The sequence below is a fragment of the Methylomonas stagni genome (assembly GCF_050154735.1).
Classification (GTDB): domain Bacteria; phylum Pseudomonadota; class Gammaproteobacteria; order Methylococcales; family Methylomonadaceae; genus Methylomonas; species Methylomonas koyamae_A.
The window spans coordinates 4,479,224-4,495,933 of record NZ_CP189557.1 but is presented as its reverse complement, the minus strand read 5'-3'; the positions used below and the strand labels follow the sequence as shown (position 1 = coordinate 4,495,933).

The 16,710-nt window shown below is 51.1% G+C and carries 7 protein-coding genes; all 7 read right to left on the bottom strand.

Annotated elements, in window-relative coordinates; translation table 11 throughout:
* Positions 1–389 precede the first annotated feature (389 nt).
* On the bottom strand, positions 390–1,505 hold the full coding sequence (locus ACP4CD_RS20610) for a hypothetical protein (RefSeq protein ID WP_139306187.1): 1,116 nt from the start codon (positions 1,503–1,505) through the stop codon (positions 390–392).
* A 115-nt stretch (positions 1,506–1,620) separates the two neighbouring features.
* Complete coding sequence (locus tag ACP4CD_RS20605) at positions 1,621–3,159, bottom strand: ATP-binding cassette domain-containing protein (RefSeq protein ID WP_426994717.1); 1,539 nt, start codon at positions 3,157–3,159, stop codon at positions 1,621–1,623.
* A 132-nt stretch (positions 3,160–3,291) separates the two neighbouring features.
* Positions 3,292–4,191, bottom strand: a complete 900-nt coding sequence (locus ACP4CD_RS20600) for a cupin-like domain-containing protein (RefSeq protein WP_064031415.1) — start codon at positions 4,189–4,191, stop codon at positions 3,292–3,294.
* Entirely contained in the window at positions 4,184–11,386 is a 7,203-nt protein-coding gene (locus ACP4CD_RS20595; RefSeq protein ID WP_426992390.1) for an amino acid adenylation domain-containing protein, read from the bottom strand. The genes ACP4CD_RS20600 and ACP4CD_RS20595 overlap by 8 nt, the downstream gene beginning before the upstream one ends.
* 15 nt (positions 11,387–11,401) lie before the next feature.
* Positions 11,402–12,631 carry a non-ribosomal peptide synthetase gene (locus ACP4CD_RS20590; RefSeq protein WP_426992389.1) on the bottom strand — a complete coding sequence of 410 codons (1,230 nt, stop codon included), beginning with the start codon at positions 12,629–12,631 and terminating at the stop codon, positions 11,402–11,404.
* Positions 12,631–14,676: a non-ribosomal peptide synthetase gene (locus ACP4CD_RS20585; protein WP_426992387.1), complete on the bottom strand. Its 2,046-nt coding sequence runs from the start codon at positions 14,674–14,676 to the stop codon at positions 12,631–12,633. The genes ACP4CD_RS20590 and ACP4CD_RS20585 overlap by 1 nt, the downstream gene beginning before the upstream one ends.
* 18 nt (positions 14,677–14,694) lie before the next feature.
* Entirely contained in the window at positions 14,695–16,698 is a 2,004-nt protein-coding gene (locus tag ACP4CD_RS20580; protein WP_426992386.1) for a carbamoyltransferase family protein, read from the bottom strand.
* Between the last annotated feature and the right edge of the window lie 12 nt (positions 16,699–16,710).

Sequence of the window (16,710 nt, the reverse complement as noted above, 5' to 3'; positions counted from 1 at the left end):
AACCTCACTGCTATTCAACAAATCGATACATCGATAGCCAGCAAGACGAAATATTACAATTCATGACAAAAGGCGGTGTACGCATAACAGAATGCAACCGAACATTGCCACGACTCCTCTACAATAAGCAACCCAATACCAATTGCTTAACACTTTTATTCAAACTATCAATATCAAACCTCCTTCAGAAACAGCCACTTCTAAAACACCATCAGCATTTTCCATTCTTTAAAATGCAAAAGATGGAATAAAAACCATGCTCCAGATATTGCCAATCGTTACTACCAAATATTGATATCCTCCATTAGAGAGAGAATTTAAAATATAACCTCCATACTTTAGAAACAACTCAATAAATTCGGTGTTATATCGATTGCGATGTATTGACCCTAGTATACCTTTATCAGTTGTTGAACCGGCATATCTTTAGGATCCAACGAAACGATCGTGAATAAGTCATTTAACACTCTAAACGAATCCCTGTTCCAGGTAACGTACCCCCCATCGTTGAGATCCGCTATCTTATATTGGTTTCCGTTATATTCTACTTCCAAACCTGAGTCCACTAATTGCGCACCTTCAGACCATTGCAGAGTCAAAATTGGCCTGCGCTCGGTTTCCGGAACATCCTGCAAGTTTTGACCGGATGCCAACCAACGCTCAAAATGTTTTTGCGCCAGTCCCAACGCCCCTAAAACACCGTCGAATGAGCGCATGACAAAAGAAACCTTAGGAATACCGTCGCTTACTCCAAGCACAAACGGACTGTCTTCCCAAAAACCGTACTCGTGCGAAGAGTACAATTTTTCTAATAACGGCAAGGCCTCGGGTGGAATAGTCAACACATTTTGGCCATTTTCAGTATCGATTCTTAGGACTTGCTGCAACTGCATTTGTCTAGCAAGACCCGCCAAGCGTAAAAAATTTCGAAAATTCTTGGGTTGGTCCTGATCAGCGATATTGTTTAAAACCAATCTTTTTCCTGACGGATAATCGAGAACAATTGAGACAACCAAAATACGCATTAGTTGATTAACCGGTACACCTTGCCTTAATTGTTCGAAAAAAATCCTACTATCGACCGGTGTATACGCGGTTTTGGCAAACGAAGCACCGCTCAACGGCGCGAAGGAGAAGGTCGGCGATTCAGTCGCGCTTAAGCCCACGGTACCTGTAAAACTAAATACCTTAGTAGCGAGAGTAGCCAACGATGCCAGCGCGGCAACCAACGGCATCGATGTATTGGTGTGGGTTGTCTGCGTACCGACAGTTGCTCCAAAGGAAAACGACGCGTTGACGCCCGACATCTGTAGAAAATGTGACGGAACGGAATTCGCTCTACGCGCCAAGTTTAGCAACATTTGCTCGTCGGACAACGACGCATGATTTTCCGAAACGTCCCGGAATTCGCTTTTCAAAGCCGCGCCGCCACATCCGGACGTAGCGAGCGATATTGCAAGTAACGAAACCAAATAACCCGACTTTTTTCTATTTATTATCTTCAACTTATGCCTCCTCTGTATAAATTTTTCACTCTTCGGCACGGCCGTAAATTTATGTATAGAGCTATCAACTCTAAGTGAATGTGTATTATTTTATTAACCCAAAAGCCAGTGGAGCTTATGTATTAACGTTTTCTTCTTCCCTCAGCTGCCCCATGTCGACAACCAATAAGCGGTCACAATGGGTAAAATATTTTTCGTCGTGAGTAACAACAATCACGGTCTTTTGTTTTTCCTTCAACTTTTGCAAAATAACATCATAAAAAAACTGACGAAACTCTGGGTCTTGGTCAGCAGCTACTTCATCGAACACATAAATAGCTTTATCTTCCAAGAGAGCAATTACCAAGGCCAAACGTTTTTTCTGCCCGGTCGATAAATTAATATTGGTGAACCTGCCATTCTTAAAGCCGGTTTTCTTCTCCAAACCCATTAGAATCAAATATTCGTTGACCATTTCGACATCAACATTTTGCTGCCCGTAAAATCGATCGAATAAATGAAAGTCGGTGAAAATAATCGAAAAAAGGCTTCTATAATCAATCAATAAGTCATTTCCTATGGTCTTATTGTCTACGATGATCGCGCCTGAACTCGGCTCGTATAAGCCCGTCACCAGCTTAAGAATAGTCGATTTTCCGCTACCGTTACCGCCACGAATAAAAACAAGCTCGCCTCTGTTCAAGTTCAAACTGAAGGGGCCTACCGAAAACGGCCGCCCCTGGTCTGTGTTCGGATAACTAAAATATAGTTGACTGATGGAAATCCGATTAAAATAATCCGGAGAAACAAACGCGCGTTGTCCACTTGAAACACTTTCCTGCGCGACATTCAATTGCGACTCCAATTGATGCAAAAAATCGATCGCCACATTCGCTCTAGCCATGCTAGGAACCATATCGATAATGACGACGATGGGCCCCATGATAAAAAATATAATCGTAGTGATCGACATAATTTTATCGGCCGTTAAACTACTTAACTGCGGCAATAAAAACACAACCGATGCCATTAAAATATAAAAATATAACTGCGCATAAAGTTGCAAATTGACATTACTAATGTCGGTCGACACATTATTCCGCCAAGCTTCTTCCGAAACCTGCCTCATATAATTGCCATATAAGTCATCCGTCTTTTCCCGGTTGATCTTCAGCTCCTTAAAACCGTCCAACACATGTTGCATATAAGCAAAATATTCATTGTCTTTTTCCATGGCTTGTTGCATCGAAACGCTGATCGATTGAACGAGGACATAAATACTTATCATGGCGCCGGCGATACAGACCAAGGCCATCATCAACGCCATCTTCGAAATCGTCGCCATATAAATGAAAGAGCAAATCAACATCACAGTAGCTGGAACACCTTCGGCAAGCCGATGCGCCGCTTGGGAAATCAACTCGGTCTTTTCCGATAACAAGGAAAGAATCTGCGACTTGCCTATGGACTCATAAGACAGAAGCTTTATTCCTCGCAGCAAATACAGTACGCGTGTTCTATAATCAAAAATTCCACCCTGTACTAACTCGGTGATCCTATGCGTCACATAACGCTTAGAGACAAAATATAAAGCCACCGACAACACAAATAAAATGAATAAGCGTTCGTCCAAATCCGGCTTATCAAAGTCTTTTGCCGCGGCATTCAAGATCACCAACGTCAAAGCGTTAATAATCCCCGATATTAACGCGGAAGAAACCAATAAAAATTTTTTTCTTGGTTTTGTATATTTATAAATTCCAACAATTTAGGCCGAAACAGGCCCAATTTTCCTGTCATCTTGTTGTTAACTTTTTTTAAATTGATAAATAAACCGATTAAAACGCAACACCCATCGCCAGGGAAACAAATTCATCGCTTGGATTACAAAGCCCCGTATCGTTTGGAAACGGCGGCGCCAAGGCTTCACTTTCCAAAAATGATTGCAGGAGCATACATAACCTTCACCTTGCGCAATAACCTCGTGCCACCATTGAGTCGGTATAAACAAGAGCTGGCCGGGGCTTAGTACCACCTCAAACCGATCCGCGGCCGCCTTACTAAAATCTGGATAGGCGTCAAGATCGGGGGCTAGACTATTCACCTGACTCACCCAGAATGGTAGAACATCGTAAAATCCAAATGGGTAAAGATGCTTGCTTTGTTTCGGCGGATACAAAACCACTCGTTTTTCGCCGTGCATCATGATCAACGTACCGTCGCCGGGATCGAAATGCATCGGTTCGACATGGCCAGAAGCTCCTAACCACAAATTTAACGAAGCCTCCGGAATAATCGGCTCGAATCCTAAGGTTTCAGTTAAAAACCGCATTTCATCGGCAATCGTTTTGACGGCCTCGCTATCGCCGATAGGGTTTTGCGCCAAATACAAATTCCTGGATTTTGCACTGCCATCGCGTAAATGCGCGGCAAAATCGCCCATCGTCATCTGAATATGGTCACAATACTTCGTCCATTCTCTTCTCGGTGCATCAAAATGGCCCGATCCGTAATCGCGTACTTGAAATTTCCGTCCATCTAAATGCTTACATAAAAAATCCAGATCCCAATCGACGGTTTCGGCCAAAAAGTCCGTGATAACCAACGGTTTTCCGGGAACTCGATATTTCCGATTGAATTCTTCCCGGTTTAATTCGGCAACGCTTAAACGATCGATGGGTTTGCCAGCACTGGGTGCATTAGTCATCACTTCCCTCATGGGCTTCGGATTGCTCTAACATTTCTTTGATCAAGCGAGCGATGTCCCCGACGTGCGGCGGCTCCATCATATTTTCATGTTGTCCCGGCAACCAACGTAAACGAAGTTGCAAGCCTGCCACTTGTCCCCAAGCCAGATAATCATCAGCGCTGACACGCCGACTACCGTCCCGGGCCCGGATCAAAACCACGGGCGCTTCGATCTTTGGCGGGAAATAAACCATCTGTAAATTACATCGGCAAACGTTGAAATAACGTTCGATGGCTTCGTTGTCCATCGCCCTGGGAACGAATCCCGCCTGCTTAGCTTGGCTAAACACTTGCGCCAATTGCTCCGCTCTCGGCAACCGCCTCAATCGCTCGCTCTCGAAACCCAATGTGGGAAATAACGCGACCAATAGTTCGGCATCGTCGGTGTTTTGCGCCGTTTCGGCCGTCAACGACGGATGCGCGGTATCCAGCAAAGCGACGAATTCGACCTTGTCGCCGCTTTTCTCCAATTGCCGAGCGACCTCATACGCCAAAAGCCCACCAAAAGAATAGCCTAACAGCCGATAATGTCCCTCCGACTGAACAGATTTAATAAATGGCAAGTAATAAGACGCCAATTCCGGCAATTGCGTGATAAGCGCTTGCTCCGACTCCATGCCCGGCGCTCGCAGCCCATAGACCGGCAGGTCTTCGGGCAAGGACTTAGCCAAGTCGTTATAACAAATGACGTGTCCCCCGACGGGATGAAAACAAAACAATGCCGGATTTTCCCCTTGGCGCTTTAAAGGAACTAAGGGCGACCACTCCGGCGATAGCACATTGTCGTTCAGTAACTGGCTTAACGCCGAAATCGTCGGGGCCTGAAAAATAGTAGCTAGGGGTAGCGCTTTACCGAAGGCCGACTTGATTTGAGTCATCAAGTCCAAGACCAGCAATGAATGACCACCCAACGCGAAAAAATCCTCATCGACCGAGACTTCCCGGTCAATGTCTAGAATCTCTCGCCAAATCGCCGCCAGCGTCTTTTGTACGAACCCGGTAGGCGACATCTCCGGGGACAAGGAGCGCTCCAATTCCGGTTCGGGTAAGGCCTTCCTATCGATCTTCCCGTTCGCCGTCAGCGGCAGATGCTCCAAAACGACAATCGCCGAAGGCACCATGAACCGAGGCAATTGCCGTCGGGCGACATCCAGCAAGCGGGTTTCCAGCACTTGTCCAGCGGCAGATGCAATATAAGCCACCAATTTCCGGTCGCTGGCAGCCGCTTCACCGACCGTCAAGACGACGCAGTCATCGACGCCGGCCACCGATTTTAAAACCGCTTCAACTTCGCCCAACTCGATGCGAAACCCTCTGACCTTAACTTGGTGATCCAAACGGCCGTGATAAATTAGCCTGCCTTGGTCGTCGTAGCTAACCAAGTCGCCCGTCCTATATAGCCTTGCCCCCGCTTGTGCGCTAAAAGGATTGGGAACGAATTTTTCCGCAGTCAGCGCCGCTCTGGCGTGATAACCACGCGCCAAGCCCATGCCTCCCAAAAACAGCTCGCCCGGCACGCCCGGCGCTACGGGCTGCATATAGGCATCCAGCACATAGGCACTGCTATTGCCGATTGGACGCCCGATACTGGGTTGGGCATTCACCTGGCGCAAGCAATACGTCGAATACGTCGTATCTTCCGAAGGCCCGTATAAGTCGTACACTTCCTTGATGTGCGGTTTCGCGTATAGCCTATCGACCAATTCCCCGGACAACGGCTCACCAGCCAAATTAACCGTTGTTACCGTATCGGGTATCGCATCGGCTTTCAGCAGTTCCTCCGCCGCGGACGGCACCGTATTGATCAAGGTCGGAACACACTCCGGGCATTCCACCAATTCGAGCACGTTACGCAATAAAACCAAGGTTCCGCCACTGGCGAGAGTCAGGAAAATTTCGAAGACCGATAAGTCGAAACAGATCGAGGTACCGGCCAACACTCGACTCAATTGTTCAGGTCGATAAACGCTTCTAGCCCAAGCGATCATGGCCAGGGCATTGGCATGGGTAATCGCCACGCCTTTGGGTTTGCCGGTCGAACCCGAGGTATACAACACGTAAGCCAGATTTTCGGCTCTTCGCTCGGGCAAGACCTGAACGCCGATCTCCGGCAAGGCTTGATCCAACAGAATTTTCGAGGCTGCGGCGAGTCCCGGAATAGCCTCGGCCAAATCCGACTCGGTCAATAACAGCAAAACCTTGGCATCGGCCAACGTATGCTCCAGTCTGGCACTGGGGTAATCCGGATCCAACGGCACATAAGCCGAACCGCTTTTAAGAATCGCCAACATCGCAACGATCAAACGCGGCGAACGCTTTAAACAAACCCCAATCAACACCTCCGGGCCGGCTCCGAGACTCAGCAACACATTCGCCAAGGCATCGACGCTATCGCTTAGAGCTTGATAACTGAGTTGAACATCGCCCTGAACCAAGGCGATTTGGTCGGCGGCATTCGCGACACTCCGCGCGAATAAATCGTACAAACCGGCGGCGGCACCGAAAGGCATCACATTTCGGTTCCAATCGACAACAACTTGCTTGTACAACACCTCGTTAATCAGTGAAAAATCGCCGACCCGCTTGTCCTGTCCACCTGGGAGTTGCTCAAACAAATACGCCAGTCCGTCGCACAATCCTTGCACTTTATCGGCCTTGAACAAATCGGCGTTATATTCGAAAGTGCCGATTAGGCTATTCCCACTCTCGTGCATTGCCAGGGTCAAATCGAACTTCACGTCTCTGCTGGCCAAAGTCAGCGGCTCAATAGTTAAGCCATTCAATTCAGGTGTTTGCCGCGCGCCATGATGAAAAAGAAACATCACTTGAAACAAAGGCGTGCTTGAAAGATCGCGTTCAGGCTGTAACGCTTCGACCAGTTTTTCGAACGGCAATTCTTGATGGGCAAACGCGTCGATCACCGTCGCCTTAACTTGCGCTAAAAACGCCGACCATAATGGATTGCCCTGGATTCGATTCCGCAATACCACGGTATTCGCGAAGAAACCAATCAAATTTTCGGTTGCCCGGTGACTACGGTTGGCAACAGGCGTACCGATGCCGAAATCGTATTGGCCGCAATACCGCGCCAAAAATAGATTGAAACCGGCCAACAACAAGACAAAAACCGAACAGTGTTGCCGTTCGGCCTGCTGCTTTAACGCCGACGTCAGCTTCGCATCCAGCGTAAACGACGCACTTTGCGCGCGAAACGTTTGGATTGCGGGACGCGGGAAATCGCTAGGCAAGCTCAAAGCCGGCGGCATATCCGCCAGGGTAGTCCTCCAATAAGCCAATAATTGCTCCAAGCGCCTGGAATCCAGCCTATGTCGTTGCCAGACTGCGTAATCCTTGTATTGAAGCGCTAAAGCCGGCAAATCGGCCTCAAGCGCCGACCGGTACAAAGTCAGCCACTCTTGCATGAATACGCTTTGCGACCAGCCGTCGGATATGATGTGGTGGTTATTAACGACCAACCAATGGCTTTGCGCGCCGGTTTTTACCAGCGCAATACGGATCAGCGGCAAACGGTCCAAACGGAACACATGTCGGCTTTCTTGCGCTAGCAATTGCTCCAATTTCGACTGCTGCGTTGCACCATCCTCCGAAGACCAGTCCAGACTTTGGAAGGGTAACGGGGTGGCAGGCAAGATTTTTTGCCTCGGCCGAGCATTTTTCAGCACGAAAACGGTGCTCAGGCTGTGATGCCGCTGAATAATCCTATTAAAGCAAGCTTGCAAGCGCTCGACATCCAAGGCGCCGCCGATGCTCAACGCAATCAGCATGTTATAAGCGCTGCTTTCGGGATATAACTGCTGTAAAAAATACAAACGTTCCTGAGAAAAGGACAGCGGATAATCGTCGGCATCGGCCGCGACGCCTAATTCAAAACCGTGTTCCCGCTCGCTAGCATCGATTGCATCGGCCTGTTGTCGCAAGGTCGAATGCTGAAATAAGGTTCGGACATCGAGTTTGACTGAAAACTCGCTGAGAATACGGTTGGCCAACTGCATGGCCAACAGCGAATGTCCACCCAATGAGAAAAAGTCGCTATCCCGACTGGCCCGAACCCCTAATAAAGCCTCCCAGATTGCCGCCAACTCCATTTCGGTGCCGGTCGCCGGCGGCTCCTGCGAAACCCCTTGTTGATAATCCGCCGCGTCCGGCTCGGGCAGGGCTTTATCGTCGACTTTGCCGTTCGGATTCAGCGGCAGTTCCGGCATCTCGACCAAGGCCGCCGGCAGCATATACGCCGGCAATTGCGTCTCGAGATAGCGACGAAGGTCCCGAACGTCGATTTGCTGCCCAGATATAGCACTGAAATAAGCAATCAGGCATTTCCCTTGTCCGGCGATCTCTTTGACCCGAATATGACTCTGCTTGATAGGCGGATACGCGTTAAGCGCCGTTTCGATATCGCCTAATTCGATACGGAAACCCCTGATCTTCACCTGATGATCGGCGCGGCCGACGAACTCGATCATGCCCTCGGCATTCCAGCGGACGCTATCGCCACTGCGATACATGCGCTCGCCAGGTTGACAGGAAAAAATATCCGGCACGAATTTAAGCGCCGTCTCCGCGGCTTGATTCAAATAGCCGCAAGACAAACCCTCGCCGGCGATGTAAAGTTCGCCAACGACCCCCTCGGGTACAGGCCTAAGCGCTTGATCCAATACATACAGACGAGTGTTTGCCAAAGCCGAGCCGATAGCGACGGTTCGCGCGTTGTCGCCGACCGTTTCGATTTCATACCACGAAGAAAAACTGGTACCTTCCGTTGGCCCATAAACGTGTAAAAAGTGCTCGGGCTTGCCATGCTTCAACACTTTTTTGACCTGTTCGGGATCAACCAACTCGCCACCGAACAATAAATACCGCAAGCCTAAAAAAGCATCGGCCCGCTGCTGCACCATTTGATTAAACAGCGCCGTCGTCAAAAACAACGCGCTAATCCGGCTTTGGCGTAAAAAATCGACAAACCGGTCGGTAGACAAACTCGTATCGCGGTCGGCAATTTCCAGACTGGCACCGTTCAGCAACGCCCCCCAAATTTCAAAGGTCGCCGCGTCGAACGCGGTATTGCTGACATGCGCGATTCGGTCGGTCGGTTTCAAATCGACATAATTGCTGTTTAAAACGAGTCTGGCGATGGCCAAATGCTGAATGCCGATGCCTTTAGGCACGCCGGTGGAACCCGAGGTAAACATCACATAGGCCAAGGCATTGGCCGGCACGCCAACGGCAGGATTCAAACAGGGGTAGCCCGTTAAGTCCAAGCGGTCCGTTATCAATAAATTGGCGTCGCCGAAGACTTGCGCGTTGTCCTCCAAAGCGCTTTCGCTCAAAATAACCTTGCAATCGGCTTGCCGGTACATCGCCGCCAGTCGCTCCAGCGGATAAGCCGTATCGAGCGGTAAATAGGCCGCGCCTGTCTTTAAAACCGCGAGCATCCCGACCACGCAATCGCAGCCTCGCTCCAAATACAATGCCACCAAATCGCCTGGACGTACCCCTTGTTCGAACAAAAGAGAGGCTAATCGATTGGCCCGCTCGTCCAGTTGGCGATAGGTTAAGCGGCGCTGTCCATGAACCAAGGCGATCTGTTCGGGCCGCTGTTCAACTTGTTTTTGAAAATGTTGAACCAAATTAAGCCGGCGAGGAAAATCGCTGGCGCAATTGTTCCAGTCGTAAATAATGCGCTGGTAATCTTCGGCGGACAATAAATTGATGTCCTCGATCAACACCTCCGGCTGAAGAACCACGGCATCGATAATGCGCAAGTATGATTTCGCCATCCGTGCCAGGGTTTCCGGCAGAAACAACGCTGTCGCGTATTCGAACAAGCCATTGAACGACTGGCCTTGCTCTTGTATCGACAGGGTTAAATCGAATTTCGCCGCGTTTCTGGGCGCGGGAATCATCTCGACCGATAAATCCGCTAAAGACGTGCTGGCGACGGTTTCGTTGACGTAGGTGAACATGACCTGGAACAACGGGCTGTATGCTTCGTTCCGTTCCGGTTGCAGGGCATCGACGATTTTCTCGAAGGGCCGATCCTGATGGCTATCGGCGGCAAAAAAAGACTGCCGGGTTTGCTGCAAGACTTCGACAAACGATTGCTTATTCGAGCACTCAACTTTAATCGGTAAGCTATTGACGAACAAGCCGATCAAGTCTTCCAGCTCTTTTTGATTCCGCCCGGCGAACGGCGTGCCGATCAAAAGCTGACGCTGCCCGGAATATTTCGCCAGCAACACCGCAAAGGCACTCAACAGCAACACAAAAACCGACACCTGCTGTTTTTTGGCTAAGTCCGATGCCCTGGCCCTGGTATCGGCATCGATAGCAAACTCATAACACCCGCCCTGATGGTTGGCGGTTTTCGGACGTTTAAAATCGCAGGGCAAATCCAAGAAATGAGGCACATCCTTTAAATACGCTTGCCAAAATGCCGCGGCCTGCTTACCGGCATCGGAGTTCAAGTTTTTTTGCTGCCAAAGCGCGTAATCGCCAAACTGAATCGGCAGAGCCGGTAAATCGGCGCGCTCCTGCCCGAGGCCGGCGCGATAAAACGCGGCAAAATCGCGCATGAACACATTGGCCGACCAGCCGTCGCTAATCAAATGGTGCACGCAACTGGCCAGCACATAGTCGCACTCGGCCAATTTGACCAAGCGTACGCGGATTAAGGCCTCGTGCTCCAAATCGAATCCACGACCGCTCATCTCCTGTAACACGGCTTGCAAGTCCCGCTCCGGTCGATCGCTGCTCGTTAAATCGACGACGTCCAGCTTAAAGGGCTCGACCGGTTTAATATCGATAAAAAACCCCTGGTCGTTCTGATAGAAATTCGCCCGTAATATTTCATGGCGCTCGATCACGCAGGCCAATGCCTGTTCCATGCTCTCGGGCGCTAGCCTCCCGTGCAAACGCAAAAATACCGGGATATTGTATAAGCTGTCCGATCCGCTATAGCGCTGCAAAAACCACAAGCGCTGCTGGGCGGAAGTCATGGGTATCCGCTCCACCTCCTCTCTGCGCGGAATCCCGGGCTTTGCGCCTTGCTCTTTATTCTTGGCCGACAGCTTCTGGAACAGCAGCGCTTTTTGGGCCGGGGTTAATAGCGCGAGTTTATCTTTCAAGTCAGTCATAAAACCAAAACCGCCCTAAAGCAAATAACTCGTTTGATCGTCGGACAATCGAGCCAAATCACCGAGCAAGTCCGCTTGCTCTTCGACGTCGAGCGCATCGAATTGGGAAGCGAGTATCCAATCCGCTTGCCGTTTAATGCTGGGATGTTCGAAAACCACGCGCATCGGTAACTCCAAGTCGAATTCTTGTTTGATCCTGCTGACGATCTGGGTTGCCGTCAAAGAATGGCCGCCCAAATCGAAGAAATTCTGTTCGGTGCCGATTTCCGGCACTTGCAAAACCTCTCTCCAGATGCGTAACAAACTTTCCTCTATCTCGTTTTCGGGCGCCAGCAACGCCCCACGGACGATCCCGTCGTCGGCCACATCGGGCAAGGCACGGCGATCGACTTTGCCGCTGGGCGTCAGCGGCAATTTATCCAACATCAGCCATTTCTGCGGCACCATGTAGTGCGGCAAGCGTTGCGCCAAATTATCCCTGATCTCCGCCGCGTCAAGCCGGTCATCGCCAACGACCAAATACGCCGTTAAATAACCGTCTTCACGTTCGCCCTTGACGGCCGTGACTACAGCCTCCTTCACGGCGGGATAGGTATTTAAAGTCAATTCTATTTCCGCCAAATCGATCCGAAATCCCCGAACCTTGACCTGATGATCGTTGCGACCCAGAAATTCGAAACCATCCGCCAACGTAAACTTCACCTGGTCGCCGGTCCTATACAAGCGACTCCCCGGCTGCTCGCCGAAAGGATCGGGCAAAAAATATTCCGCCGTACGCGCCTTATCGTTCAAATAACCCACGCCAACGCCAGTTCCGCCCACGCAAAGCTCCCCCGGCAGACCGAAGGGCAGCGGATTCAAGGCTTCGTCGACGACATACAAGCGTGCATTGCCGATCGCCTCGCCAAGCGGTACCGTTTTTTGCCAATAGCGATCGACGGGATCGATGGGGAAAAACAAGCACACATCGGCGCATTCGGTCGGCCCGTAACTATTGACGACGGTTGTCGTCCGCTGTACAGACTCCAACCAAGGTCGAATCCGCCCCAAGGCGATGGGCTCGCCGCCGAGAAACACATATTTCAACGACGCCAGCGAACCCGGCTGGCCGGCCGCGATGTCGGCGAGCGGGTAGAAGGCACTAGGCGTCGCGTTGACCCAACCGATTCGGTAGCGATCGATTAACTCAACGATCAAGGAAGGATCGTATTCCGGCGTCTCATATAAATATAAAGTGCCGCCCACTACGAGCGGCGCGAAGAAATTTTTTGGGTTAAATCGAAGCTTAACGACGTATAAACCAAGGTCGATGTCGCTTGACTCAAATCGAAATCGGCGACATACCAATTCAACACCAAGTTGGCGAAACTGCGGTGTTGCACCCCCGCCCCTTTCGGAACGCCGGTCGAACCGGAAGTGAAGATCATATAGATCAATTGCTCGGCGGCGATTTCCGGTAGTTCGCGCCGGACCGGACTAGCCGCCAATAAATCTTCGATATAAAACAGCGCCAACGTGCCGTTATCGCTCAAATGAGCCAGAGCGAACGATAAGCTCCGCTGCGATAACACATGCTTGATGCCCGCTGCGCCGACCATCAATCGGACCCGTTGCTCGGGATATTTCGGATCTATCGGCACATAAGCGGCTCCGGCCTTTAGGATCGCCAACATCGCAACCAACATGTCGACGCTGCGTTCCACACACAGACCGACCAAGTCGCCGGGCGCGACGCCGGCGTCGGCTAAGAGCCGAGCCACATGCGAGGCGCGTTGCCCCAATGCGCCGTAGCTCAGGCGCTGGTCGCCGCAGACCACGGCGGTCGCGTCGGGATGCAAGGCCATTTGCCGTTCGATAACTTGCAAAACGTTACCGTCTTTCAGCTCTGGCTTCCGGCCGCGATTCCAGGCCGCCAGTACACCGTGGTATTCGCCGACCGCCATCAACGGAATGCTCCCCGGTTTTAAGGCGGCATTAGCGGCAACGGCCTCGCAACAATTGATGAAGTGCCGTCCAAAGGCATCGATCGTTTCCGGCTTGAATAAATCGGTGTTGTAACCGAACTCCAAGCTGATATCGTCGGTATTTTCCGACACCATCAATGCCAAATCGAATTGCGCATTGCTCCGCCGCAACTGCAACTGCTCGATGACGACCCCTGGCAGTTCAAATGCCTGCTCCGGCGCGTTTTGATAGCTAAACAGCGTCTGTATCAGCGGCGAATAACTTAAACCGCGCTCCGGTCTCAGTTGGTCGACGATTTGCTCGAACGGGCAATCCTGATGCTCGACAGCCGCCAACAACAGCGCTTTTACGTGATGCAGCAATTCGCGAAACGTTAAATGCGGCTCGATACGGGCGCGCAGGACTAAAGTATTGACGAAAAATCCGATTAAGGGCGCCAATTCGGGTTGGTTCCTGTTGGCGACCGGCGTGCCGACCACCAGATCCTGTTCCTGGCTATAGCGATGCAGCAAAACGAAATAGACGGTTAACAACACCATGTTCATGGTGGCGTTTTCCCGATGAGCCAAGGTTTTCAACGCGGCCGTCGTTTGCGAAGACAGCGCGAGCATCAGGGTTGATCCTTGAAATCGCTGCACCGGCGGCCGCGGATAATCGCTCGGCAACGCAATCAACGGCGGCATGCCGGCCAACTGCCGTTGCCAGTAAGCCAACTGCCGCTCCCTAACGTCGCCGCTAAACCATTCCCGCTGCCAAATGGCGTAATCGCCGTACTGAATGTCCAAGGCCGGCAAATCGGCTACCGGTCGATTTTCCAGATGGGCGCTGTAGAATTTCATCATTTCGTCGACAAACACGCCCATCGACCAACCGTCGGAAATAATATGGTGCACGACCGACAGCAACACGTGCTCGCTATCCGAAAGAGTCAGCAGCTGCAACTTAATCAGCGGCCCTTTTTCCAAATCGAAAACCATGCCCGCCAAATCGGCGGCGAGTTCGCGGCAAATTTGCAGTTGCCGGTCTATGTCGGCTTCGGCTACGACCTTTTGTTCCAATATCAAATCGCTCTCAGGTTCCACCCATTGACTAGGCTCACCGTTTACCGTGCGAAAAGTGGTTCGCAAAATCTCATGCCGTTCGACGATTTGCCGCAAGGCGGCTTCCAAGGCCAAGCAATCCAAGGAGCCGGTCAGCCGCAGCGCGCCGGTAATGTTGTAAGCCGTACTTTCCGGCTGCAGCTGTTGAAAAAGCCATAAGCGCTGTTGCGCGAATGACAATGGGAAAAAATAGGATTGCCGTGGCACCCGCGCCTCTTCGTTCATGGTGATGCTCCTCTAACGTTAACCGACAGCAGAGGGGGTCAAAACGATGTAACGCGATGACCATAATTCCTGAAAGGCCTCGTAAAGCGCCGATTCGTTATCGGAACCGACACTTGCTCGCGCCATCAAGGTTTGTAGCGGCATTTTGCCGTCGGCCGCTTGCAATACGCGATAGAGGTCATTGGGTATTACCCGGCGCGAACTACCGCCGTAATTCCATTCGATATAGCTTTGTAGCGACCGGTGCAGGTTATCCCGGTAACAATCTTCCTGAATCAACCGTGCCGCTTTGGGCAAGGCCGGTATCAAACTCTTCAGTTCGGTCTCGCCCCAGGCTTTTTTTGTCAGCAAACAATCGCCGACGACCAAATAATCCAAGCCTGACGTCAGGTAGCAGACCATAGCGTCGTCGGCACTATCCACGATCGGTTCGGCATGGTTATTGAACGAGGTATTGAGCACCATCGCAATGCCGGTTTTTTGCCTGAAAGCGTCGATCAATTCCCAATACTCTGGATTATGAACTTTACTGACAGTTTGTAACCTCGCGCTACCGTCAACGTGAGTAATCGCCGCCAGGGTATCTCTATGCGCCGACTTGACCGGCAAAACGAAGGCCATGAACGGAAAGTCTCGCTCGTCGCCCGGCACGTCGAAAAAATCGCCGACATATTCTTCCAACACCGACGGCGCGAAGGGTCGATAACTTTCGCGCATCTTAATCATTGCGTTAATGGTCTCCTTATGCGAACCCAAACGCGGGTCGGCGATAATGCTGCGGTTACCCAAGGCCCTGGGACCGAACTCGGAACGCCCTTGCACCCAGCCGACCACTTTGCCCGCTATCATCAAGTCGCTAACCCGGTCGGCGCGATCCGTCATTTTTTCGATGGTCGCGAAAGCTTGCCATTTAGCCAGGGTTCGGTACAAATCGTCCCCGGCCAAGGTCGGCGTACCCCAATAAGCGTGCGGTACGCGTTTAAACGGCAGCTCAGGCAGGCTGCAATGCGCCGCATACATCGCCGCGCCGAAAGCGCAACCGGAGTCGGCGGCAAAGGAAGGCGCAAACACTTTTTCGAACAAGCCGGACTGCATAATCTTGCCGTTCATACTGCTGTTTTGCCCGACTCCGCCCGCCAACGCCAGCCTCTTATGTCCGGTCGTTTGCTGAAAATGACTCAACATATGCATGACGATCGTTTCCAAGGCTTGTTGCAAGGCAGCGGCCAAATCTTTATGGATTTGCTCGAACGGCTGATCGCCATGCCTCGGCATTAAGGCTTCGTATAAGCCAACGATTTTCTCGCGGTGCAAGGTGTAATCGCCGTTCGGCAATAGCGTATAGAATCCGGAAAACTGATCGGCGAAACGGTTGGCGTCACCGTAAGGCGCCAATCCCATGACTTTATATTCATCAAAAATTCTGTATCCCAGAAAGCGGATGACGTCGAGGTAGAAAAAACCCAGGGATTCGTGCACCGGTTTGGTCATCAAGGTGTTAAACGTATTCGCCCGCACGTCGACCACGGTTGTCGACACATTGTCGCCGGAACCGTCTATGGTCAACACCAAGCTCTGTTCGAAGCCCGACATGTAATAAGCCGTCGCGGCATGAGCCAAATGGTGGTTGACGAAACTAAATTTCTCGCGCGGTAGATCGACGCCGAACTCGCGCCTGAACAAGTACTGATACATAGCCCGCCCATCTTCGACGGCGGCCATGTCGGCTTTGACCAATCGCAGTTGCTTTAGCGACTCGTCCAGAAAAGCTTCGCTGACGTAAACGGCGATTAGGTCCAGCTCCTCTAAGCGAATATCGGCTTGTTGCAAACAAAACCGGACCGCGGAATGCCAGATTTTATTGGTATGTTTAATCCGGTTTAAGCGCTCTTCCTCTATGCCGGCGACGACCTCACCGTCCCGAACAATAACCGCCGCGGCATCGTGCAGCAAATCGGCGCCGAAATCGAAAAACGATTCGTACAACCGATCGAAACCGCCTGCCAGACCTAAAATTATCACGCTAACTCCTCT

Bases quoted from the DNA above. Each gene is read 5' to 3' on its own strand.
- ACP4CD_RS20600 (WP_064031415.1), bottom strand. From the start codon at position 4,191: ATGACTAATGCACCCAGTGCTGGCAAACCCATCGATCGTTTAAGCGTT.
- ACP4CD_RS20595 (WP_426992390.1), bottom strand. From the start codon at position 11,386: ATGACTGACTTGAAAGATAAACTCGCGCTATTAACCCCGGCCCAAAAA.
- ACP4CD_RS20585 (WP_426992387.1), bottom strand. From the start codon at position 14,676: ATGAACGAAGAGGCGCGGGTGCCACGGCAATCCTATTTTTTCCCATTG.